The organism is Acinetobacter sp. 826659 (assembly GCF_000588515.1).
Lineage (GTDB): Bacteria > Pseudomonadota > Gammaproteobacteria > Pseudomonadales > Moraxellaceae > Acinetobacter > Acinetobacter pittii.
On sequence record NZ_JFYD01000001.1, the window covers coordinates 953,749 to 963,164 of the forward strand.

The 9,416-nt window shown below is 39.6% G+C and carries 4 protein-coding genes; 1 reads left to right on the forward strand and 3 read right to left on the reverse strand.

The annotated features are described in order from the left end of the window. Positions 1–28 precede the first annotated feature (28 nt). Positions 29–745: a metalloprotease gene (locus J663_RS04455; protein WP_033848001.1), complete on the forward strand. Its 717-nt coding sequence runs from the start codon at positions 29–31 to the stop codon at positions 743–745. On the opposite strand, the gene J663_RS04460 is transcribed toward J663_RS04455, so the two are convergent. From J663_RS04460 to J663_RS04470, 3 genes are all read right to left on the reverse strand, one after another. Next, positions 742–2,472: a CapA family protein gene (locus J663_RS04460; protein WP_033848002.1), complete on the reverse strand. Its 1,731-nt coding sequence runs from the start codon at positions 2,470–2,472 to the stop codon at positions 742–744. The two genes, J663_RS04455 and J663_RS04460, sit on opposite strands and share 4 nt — an antisense overlap. After that, the gene (locus J663_RS04465; RefSeq protein WP_033848003.1) at positions 2,469–4,124 is read right to left on the reverse strand and encodes a poly alpha-glucosyltransferase; all 1,656 of its coding nucleotides are present in this window, start codon (positions 4,122–4,124) and stop codon (positions 2,469–2,471) included. Before J663_RS04465 ends, J663_RS04460 begins: the two co-directional genes overlap by 4 nt. A 144-nt stretch (positions 4,125–4,268) precedes the next feature. Then, positions 4,269–9,416: BapA/Bap/LapF family large adhesin (locus J663_RS04470; protein WP_155762403.1), on the reverse strand; the 5,148-nt coding region annotated here is incomplete at its 5' end.

A 9,416-nucleotide genomic window follows, 5' to 3' on the forward strand; every position in this document is an offset into this window, starting at 1 on the left:
ATCCAAGGTGGGCTTGAGGGAAATCTGCATGAAAAAAACATTACTGGTAGTTACTGGGACTTTACTTTGCGTGTCCTGTACAACACGTCCCCCTCTTCCTTTAGGAGAAGCACCTAAAGTCTCCACAGATGGCCGCCCTATTATTCCAGTCACTTTTGTTTTTACAACTAATTCTCCAGAAGCAACAAAGTTTGATAATTATCAACAGATGCGTAAGGAAATTAAGATATTAAATAGATACTATGTGGATGATAAAAATAATAAAATTTTTAAATTTAAATTACATCGTTATATTCCTTATGAAGAGTTTTCAAAATTACATTGTGATTTAAAACAACAGATTAATCAGCCCTACCCAATTACGATTGAAACTATTCCTGCCAGTGTAAATACGTGTTTTCCAAAACGAACTGCAAGTAAAGAAGTGATTGTTTTTATTTATGATGCCTATTCAACGAAATGGAAATTTGAAGATGTAACGAGTAGAGCCTTTCGTAATAATGGCAAACCCTTTATTTTATTAGACTGGAACCGCCTCAATTATAATATTCAGGCTGGTAGCGTGCATGAAATGGGACATGTGTTTGGTCTAAAACATGTTTGTGCACCAAAAGCTACAAAACGTACTCCAACTAACATCATGGCAAGCGCCGAATGTAAATTAGGCAGTGGTGGCTTAAGAAATTTAGGATTTACGCCAGTACAACTTCAAACGATTTTATCAACGTACAAACAATATCCCTAAAATTTAATTTCAATATATGCTCCTAAGTTATCTTGGGTAGCGATGTAATTTTCAGGGGTCAGTAAAGATGTCATGTAAGTACTCGCCTTTAAGAAATCTTCAGCATCGACTGGATACGGCTGCCAAAATGTTTTCAAATTATTGGTGTAAATTGGATAAAGGCAAAGTAAGTCTTTTGATAAATCTAACCTTGCTATACAGCCAAATGGTAAAGCATTGTGTTTTTCATATTCGCCATTGCTATTAAACACAGCATTGCCAATACCAAATACGACTGGCTTTTGGTTGATAATCTGGACAGGTTGAATAGTATGGGCACCATGACCAATGATCAGGTCAGCGCCAGCTTGGATTAGAATGGTAGCAAGCTTAGTCTGTTCTTTTGTAATTGGCTTAAAGTCGACACCCCAATGGCAAATAACAATAATTTTATGTTCAGGATGAATCAGTCTATAGCGACCTATTTGTTCAAGCAAAACACCATTTAAACACGCGACCCCACTCTTATGACCTAAAGCATAAAAATCATAATCGAGATAGGCAGTGTCTCTGTGCCAGTATCCGTTAAAAATAGCATAACGCTTATTTTCAAAAGAGAGTTGAAAGTAGTTATGAGCATCTTTTTGGTTTACACCTGCCCCGATATAAGAAATGTTAGCTTGATCCAACTGTTGTAATGTATAGGTCAGCCCACGATCCCCATAGTCTTTTAGATGGTTATTTGCCAACACAACATGATTAAGGTGAATATTTTTGAATTCTGCTAATGTTTTTTCAGCATCAGCTTTAAGAATAAAAGGCTTTTTATGACCTAAAGGAGATTGGTTTTCTAAAGAAAATACCGCTTCAAAGTTAGCAATATTTAAGTCATGTTCACCTAAAAAAGTTTTTATTTTTTCAAATGAATAGTCATATCCATATTGTTGTAGAGCATCTTTTTGACCCTTTGACTTGCGCTTTTCTGTATAGATCTCCCCAAAATAAGTATCTCCCAAAATGTTGATAATGCCACTTGGGGCTGAGCAAACTCTAGGTTGTACCTTCTGTGCTTGAAAACAATGATAATAAGGAATCAAGTGCTCAGCGCGATGAATATCATCTAAAAATAAAAAGAAACCAATCGTTTGGTTTTCTTCAAAGAAAGTAAGATAAATTTTTCTAAATGAGTTTGTAAGATATAAGACCTCTACTACGTTCTGTGCCATTAATGAGGTCTGAGGAAGATAAGACTTTCCTTTAAAAATAAGTTCCTTAATAAAAAAAAGTTTTTTTATTTCAACGGGGTAACTAAAAATTTTTCTAAGCAATAAAAACAAATGCTTTAACTGATTTTGGACACCTGCATTTTTTAGGGTTAAGTTATAGGTAGCAGCTCTTTTAGAGAAAATTAAAGATGCTTGCTCATTTGTACCGCAGAGCATCTTACTTAAAGCATCTTTTACATCTACTGCTTGAGTAAAAATTAAGAACTGCAATAGCTCGGTAAATGTATAACTTTCAGATGCTTTTAAACCTAAATTTTGCTGTCCAATTTGCTCACTCATTTTTTGTGGCACAACATAGACGTCTTGAGCCTTTACTTTTTTTTGTTGAAATTGTTCTAGTGCATAGTCGATGAGTAAGAGCGTTGAAACATCCTCATCAAATTCGAATTGCCATATAGCTTCATCAAAATTTGTAGTGTCGATATGTGCTAATAACTTGATTTCAACGGGTTGATACTTCATAGCTCATCACCTTTGTAATCTTTAACGTAAGCGATGTAACCCGATAAGTTATGCTCTTGGTCATCAATCCTTACTCGAAAACGGTCATGACGAATATAAAATGCATGTAAAATTTTATCTGGTCGTGCCATATACATAGCCACTTCCGGATAAAAAAATCCTGTTGTTTGAAAATCAGTTCTAAACTCAATTAATTTTTGAAGCTCTGGCATGTAAGCCTGTTCAAAAAGTGCTGTACGTCCCTGCTCTTTTAAGCGGCTAACCATTTTATAAGCAGCCATTAACATTTCTAATAAGGTCGCATACGTTGTTTTTCGGTTACGAATAAAAATAAAATGTTTTAAATAATTATTTAAACCAAAAATAAAATATTTATCTTCAGGGCATATTTTTGTAAGCTCATTGGTACAATAACTTAACCAATGGTCATGATATTTTTCGTATCTATTTTCAATAAAATATTCAAACATTAATTTAACAGTTTCTAATAATTTTTTATCCTGATTAATTTGATATAACCTTAATAAAGCTAAAGCAGCTTCACCATCATAATAAATAATTCTGAATTTTTCTTTTAAATCATAATCTGGATAATTTAATACGTGAGTTGTTGAGCCATTTGAATTTACTAATTTTAAAATACCATTTGATAATTTCTCTGCATATTTTTGATAATCAGTTTTTTGAGTAATTTCCTGATATTTAGTAAACATTAAAATAGCAGCCGCATTGGCTCCTAATTTAATTTCAAACTCCCCTTCTTTACCATCAATCATAAAAGCAGTTTCTGAATCTTTTTCTTTATAAAAGTTGGTCAGTGCATATTGGATAGCAGCATGTATTTTGGGCCAATATTCTGGCTTACTCTGCACTTCAAATGTTTCTAGCAATGCATACACTGAAGTACAGTGGCGTACCGTATTGTAGTTACGAATATTGCGATCATAGGCAGAAAAATAGCCATAGATAAATTTGCCATTTTCTTGAATTTGATCATGCAAAAATGCCGAATTTTTTTCAATTAACGACTGAAAATGCTGTTTCTTATTGCTCGAAATCGCCCTAATACCATTCGCATCATAACCGCTCGCTAAATTAATCAATTTCCCATTTTCATAAAATGCTGCGTAGGTATCAAAAGTCCAAATGTCTTGTAGCTCTTGTAGTTTAATCTGTGGTTTAGTAGCGTTATATTTTTGCTTAATTGCATAATTCAGATTTGTTTCATCAAAAAAGTTGGGTTTGTCATAGCTCAAACCTCGTATAATTGCCTTTCCATAAATCTCTTGCTCAAGAAAAGCAACTGAACATTGTTCATCAAACCCAATACCTTTACGGTAGTGGTTGTTGTGAAATTGATGATGGACCTGTTGCTCTACTACTTTCCAAGCTTGCTTCATTAAATTATATGCAACATCAATTTTTATATAATCAACAAGTGACTCATGTGCAAACTGGTCATTAATGAAGGCTAAGAATTGTATTTTTGCTTGAGAAAAGTTTGTTTTCTCACTATGCCATACGTTACATCTTTGGTCTTTAGGCCCATAAGATATAAATAAAATTGTTTCATCCTGAAAAGCGGAAGCATGTGGAGCGATATGTTCTAACCAAAGGTTCAGTTGTCTTTGGAAGTTTAAAAAAGCCGTCACTCGAAATCAGTCCCTATCCGTTATTTGTTGTTCTATAAAGTTTTCAATACATCATAACATGAACATGTGAAACGCTAAGTTAACGTATTGTTTAAACATAGAAAAAGAGCCCGAAGGCTCTTTTTCTATAAGTCGATTGTTAGATTAGAAAATGATTTGACCATTGTTGATCAAGTCATTCAATGTGACTGGACCAGTAAGGTTAGTCAATTGAAGCAATGGCGTTTCAGTGTAAGTACCTTCGATGAGTAATCCGCCATCACGGTCTACGCTGATTGTCGCAGTTTGAGTACCAGCATCATAACTTACTGTCACATATTGACCGATTGTTAAGTTAGTTTGAGAACCAATTAACAAGTTACTTAAGTCAATCTTATCAGCTTGATCATCTGTTGCAGTATCACCTACATGGAAGTCAGTCCATACATCTACACCACCACCTGTTGTATTACCACCAGTTGCGTCAGTGACACTTGCAGCTGTTAATGTGTTGTAGATCAAGGTATCAGAGCCATTACCGAGAGCAAATGTATCATTTGCCGCAGTACTTATCGCAAGGCTATTCAACTCTTGACTCAAGTTAATCGTCAATGTAGAGGCATATTCACTACCATCGATCACTGAAACCAACTTGTAATCAATCACATCAACAGTCGCATTTGCCGCACTATCTAATGGTTTATAGAAGTAAGAACCATCATTGTATAGATACAATGTGCCTTCACCTGTATTCACTCCTTGACCAGCAGCTAGCTCATAAGTGCCAGTTGTTGAGTTCATTACATAGAGCTGAGTACCTTCTACCACATCATTAGTAAGAACGTTGCCAGTAATCCAGTCTGTTTGACCATCTGGTGTGTATTGATCTAGATGAGTCGCTGTAGTTGTTACTACAGAATCTAGAGTTACTACACCTAATGAAAGCACACTTGATAAACTGAATACAACTCGATAAGTACCTGCTGTTAAATGAGGAACATCTGCCGAGAATGCCGGAGCACCCAAAACACCTGCTAATGCTGTTGCAGAACCAGAGTATGCTGTATCTACCCATGTTCCACCAACGAACTGCTGAATTGTATATCCAGTTGTTGGGAAAGCAGAAAGACTCAACGTTGCAGTGTAATTTAACTGTACATGTACATCGCTTACTGTATTAGCAGCAATCACAAACTGGTCTGAGGTTACAGTACTACTGAGCACAGGAAGTGGAATTGGGAAACCGACTAAGTTACCAATGGTCACATTACCACTTAACACGTCTACAGCAGGATCTACCACTGGTTCCATACTGATTGTTGCATCATCTGTATCAGGTGTTACTGATGGCGTTGGAAGAGTAGCATCTGCCGAAGGATCTGCTGTATTCCAAGTGACATCAACATCTGGCGAACCAACTTGAACATGTAATGTCGCGGTATCAGTTCTGCCAGTCACTGGATCTGTCACTGTGTAAGTGAAGCTATCAACTTTACCTACATTCGCCATATCCGCAGTTGCCTGATAACTATAAGTACCATCTGCATTAATAGTCAGAGTTCCGTATACCCCAATAACCGTTGCTGGAGTACCCGCTACAACTGTAGTTGTATTACCATTTTCAGCTGTAACAGCAGTTACTACTGAAGTTGTCGTAATGTAGTCCGGCACATAGTTTGTACCGTAAACCGCAGAGTTATCATCAGCAAGTACATTACCAGTTACAGGGTCAACAACCAGTACAGGCGGTTGAGTGATATCACCGTGATTCAGTGTGATATCCGCAGTAACACTACCTAGAGCTGTAAGTAATGTGTTGCTTTCCATGAACAACTCATAAGTACCGGCACTTAAGTTATCAATCTTGAATTGAACTTCGGAACCAAAGATACCTAACAAGTCAATTACGCCAGTATCAGAACTATCCGCAACTACAGTACGAGTGCCATCTGGATTTACTCGTGTTAATACCACATGTAAACCGTCGACAACCGTAGCAACCGAACCAAAGTTCACTGCAATGATGGCGTCAGTCAGATTACCTGGATCAACTGTAAATGTCGCTGTACCTTCTCTAGAACCGATAACAATTCCACCTACACCGAGTAACCAGTTATAGCTGATCGCATTATCAAGTACCTCAGTTGTTACAGGATAAACCATGTCTATTTCAGCCGAAGCAACGTTATCCATTGCATCTACTGGAAGCGGGCTAGTAATTACAGCTGGTTGAGATGGATCTGCATCGTTCCAAGTCATATCTACACTGTTACTATCGAGACGAACGTAAAGTGTTGCCTCAGAAGTGTTACCTGTTACAGGATCAAGCAAGGTGTAGGTAAATTGATCTACCTGACCTAGGTTTGCTCCGTCTACAGTTGGAGTATAGGTGTAGTTACCATCTTGGTCGATCACCAATGTACCGTATGTACCGGTGATTGTTGCACCAGCAACTGGATCAACCGCAACACCATTCACTTGAGAAATCACAGCACTGCTGCTTGCTGCATCAACTTCACCAGTGAGACTTGCATCTTTGATGACATTACCAGAGATCGGTTCAACAGAGTAACCTGCCACGATGTATGGATTATAGACATCCATCGTACCAGTTAATGTTCCGCCTAAACCTACACCGACTAAACCTTCATATCCAATGAATGCACGGTACTGACCAGCATCCAATCCTTCAAGAACAGCTGTTGGCGTACCACCGATAAGTGATAGATCAATGAGTGATGCTTCTGGGTTAGTACCACCAATCGATACCCATTCACCTGTTACTTCATCAAATTTCTGAACAACAATCGCATAATCGCTGAGTAAATCTGCTGTGATTATGGCATCGAATGTGAACGTTGCTGTACCTTCACGGTTCGGATCAACAGTAAATTCAATTGCTTCATCAGCGAGTAATTGTAAATCCAGACCAGCTAACGATACAGCTACAAGATAATTCGCACTACCTAACGCTACATCATCAGCAACAAGCAATGGCTCTGGATTAATTTCTGCGGTTACAACATTATCCACCGCGTTCACAGAGCTCAATTGAATATTGAGATTTGCTTGAGCCGTATCACCAGTTACAGGATCAGTTAATGTGTAGACAAATACATCTGTTTGACCTACGCCTGCTGCACTTGCAGTAGGAGTATAAGTGTATGTACCGTCTGGATCGATTACCAAAGTACCATACAACCCGTTGATCACAGTATCTACCGCTGTAACAGGCTGACCATTTACCGCTGTAACTACAGTCGTAGGAGTTACGATGTCTATTTCACCACTGGTATTGATATCAGTAATAACATTACCATCGGCAACTTCGGTGTAGTATCCACCTACTTGTGTTGTGTCATAAACATCCATTGTGCCTGTTAAGGTGCCAAGTAAACCAATACCTAGAAGACCGTTATAAGTCATAAATGCACGGTATTGACCTTCTTCTAACCCATCAATCACTACACCAGGTGTTGAACCTAGTAAAGTAAGATCAAGAATATCCGCTTGGCCACCACCATAAATCGCAGTCCATTGACCTGTTGCTGTATCAAATTTCTGAACAACTAGAGAGTAATCAGATAATGCATCCACTCCAATTAAAGCACTATAAGTAAAGGTCGCATTGCCTTCTTGACCAGCACCCACTGTAAAGCCAATTGACTCTGATCCTAACTGCAAATCAAGTCCAGCAAGCGATACAAGTGCTAGATAAGTGTTGCTTCCTAGTGCTGCATCATCTTGTACAAGCAATGGTTGAGGAGCAAGTACAGCTGTATCAGTGTTATCAAAGGCCAAGATACTGGAAGAACTAATCGTTACCGTACCATTTGCCGGATTCGATATATTACCTGCCACATCTGTTGCGGTTACGCTCACTGTGTGTGGACCATCTGCGAGTGTTGGCAAAGTATTGTCTGCAAGCGTCCAAGTACCATCGCCATTGTTAGTCGCTGGATAATCCACACCATCCACAGTCACGACAACTGTTGCAGTAGGATCATCGATCGTACCGGTCAATGGAGGCGTATCATCATTAGTAGTTACATCTGTGAAACCAACCACTGGTGCAACAAGATCAACGATAAAGCCATCTGTACCATCAAGTACATCGCCTGTACCCAAGTTACCAGCAAGGTCTGTATATGTACTATCAGCAACACTAATGCTTGGTGCTGTGCCTGTGCCGTCCGGTGTAAACACCGCTGTCCAGGTGATATTGTCAGTTGTAACCAACGCACTCAATGTACCACCAATAAGTGTGATATCACTTGCATCAAAGCCTGTTACTGCCTCACTGAACGTGAAGCTAATGTTCGCTGTTTCACCTGCCGCAAGAGCTAGATCATCAGTAGTAATTGCAAGTGTTGGTGGAACAATGTCTACAACAAAACCGTCTGTACCATCAAGTACATCACCTGTACCCAAGTTACCTGCAAGGTCTGTGTAAGTATTATCAGCAACACTAATGCTTGGTGCTGTGCCTGTGCCGTCCGGTGTGAACACCGCTGTCCAGGTGATGTTGTCAGTCGTAGTCAGGCCAGTCAATGTACCGCCTACAACCGTGATGTCGCTTGCATCAAAGCCTGCTACTGCCTCACTGAACGTGAAGCTAATGTTCGCTGTTTCACCTGCCGCAAGAGCTAGATCATCAGTAGTAATTGCAAGTGTTGGTGGAACAATGTCTACAACGAAACCATCCGTAGCATCCAATACATCGCCTGTACCCAAGTTGCCCAAGACATCTGTGTAACTACCATCAGTCACCGCAATGCTTGGTGCTGTGCCTGTGCCATCTGGTGTGAACACCGCTGTCCAGGTGATGTTGTCAGTCGTAGTCAGGCCAGTCAATGTACCGCCTACAACCGTGATGTCGCTTGCATCAAAGCCTGCTACCGCCTCACTGAACGTGAAGCTAATGTTCGCTGTTTCACCTGCCGCAAGTGCAAAGTCATCTGTGCTAATCGCAAGGCTTGGTGCTGTCGCATCAACAGTCACTGTACCGGTTACTGGTGTTGAAACGTTGCCTGCCACATCTGTTGCAGTCACGCTCACTGTATGTGGACCGTCTGCCAACACTGGAAGTGTATTGTCTGCAAGCGTCCAGGTACCGTCACCATTGTTAGTCGCTGGATAATCCACACCATCCACAGTCACCACCACAGTCGCAGTAGGATCATCGATCGTACCGGTCAATGCAGGCGTTGTATCGTTCGTCGATACATCTGGGAAAGTCACCACCGGTGCAACAAGGTCAACGATAAAGCCGTCTGTACCGTCAAGTACATCGCCTGTACCCAAGTTGCCCAA